The organism is Brevundimonas sp. RM1 (genome assembly GCF_052907225.1).
The window spans coordinates 1-712 of sequence record NZ_JBRERY010000081.1 but is presented as its reverse complement, the minus strand read 5'-3'; the positions used below and the strand labels follow the sequence as shown (position 1 = coordinate 712).

Sequence of the window (712 nt, the reverse complement as noted above, 5' to 3'; positions counted from 1 at the left end):
GGCTCAGTGCCCATTGATGTGAGGCGCGCGATCTGATTCAGGCTCCTGAGGCGTCTGTATCATGAGCGACCTGTATTGGCTGACGGACGAGCAGATTGCTCGGCTGGAGCCCTTCTTCCCCAAAGGCCACGGCAAGCCGCGCTTTGACGAGCGCCGGGTGTTGAGCGGGATCATCTTCGTCAACCGCAACGGCCTGCGCCGGCGGGATGCGCCGGCGGCCTACGGGCCGAACAAGACGCTCTACAATCGCTGGAAGCGATGGAGCGAGGCAGGCGTGTTCGTCCGCATGATGGAGGGCCTGCCGGGGCGCAGACGGAACGCCGTACCGTCATGATCGACGCGACCTATCTGAAGGCGCACCGCACGGCTTCGAGCCTGTGGGTAAAAAAGGGAACCTTGGGCGACTGGTCGGTCGCTCGAAGGGCGGTATGAACACCAAGCTTCACGCCGTGGCCGACGCCAACGGACGACCCATCAGCCTGTTCATGACGGCGGGACAGGCCAGCGACTACATCGGCGCCGCTGCTCTCCTGGACAGCCTGCCCCGCGCCCTGTGGCTGCTGGGAGACCGGGGCTACGACGCCGACTGGTTTCGGGATGCCTTGCAAGCCAAGGGCGTCACGCCCTGCATCCCGGGCCGCAAATCCCGCACCGAGCCCATCCGCTACGACAAGCGCCGCTATAGACGTCGCAATCGCATAGAGATCATGTT

At 64.5% G+C, this 712-nt stretch carries 1 pseudogene; it reads left to right on the top strand.

Going from position 1 to position 712, the window contains the following annotated elements:
* Positions 1–61: 61 nt before the first annotated feature.
* Positions 62–712: pseudogene (locus ACU5AP_RS16365) on the top strand (IS5 family transposase); the annotation flags it as partial.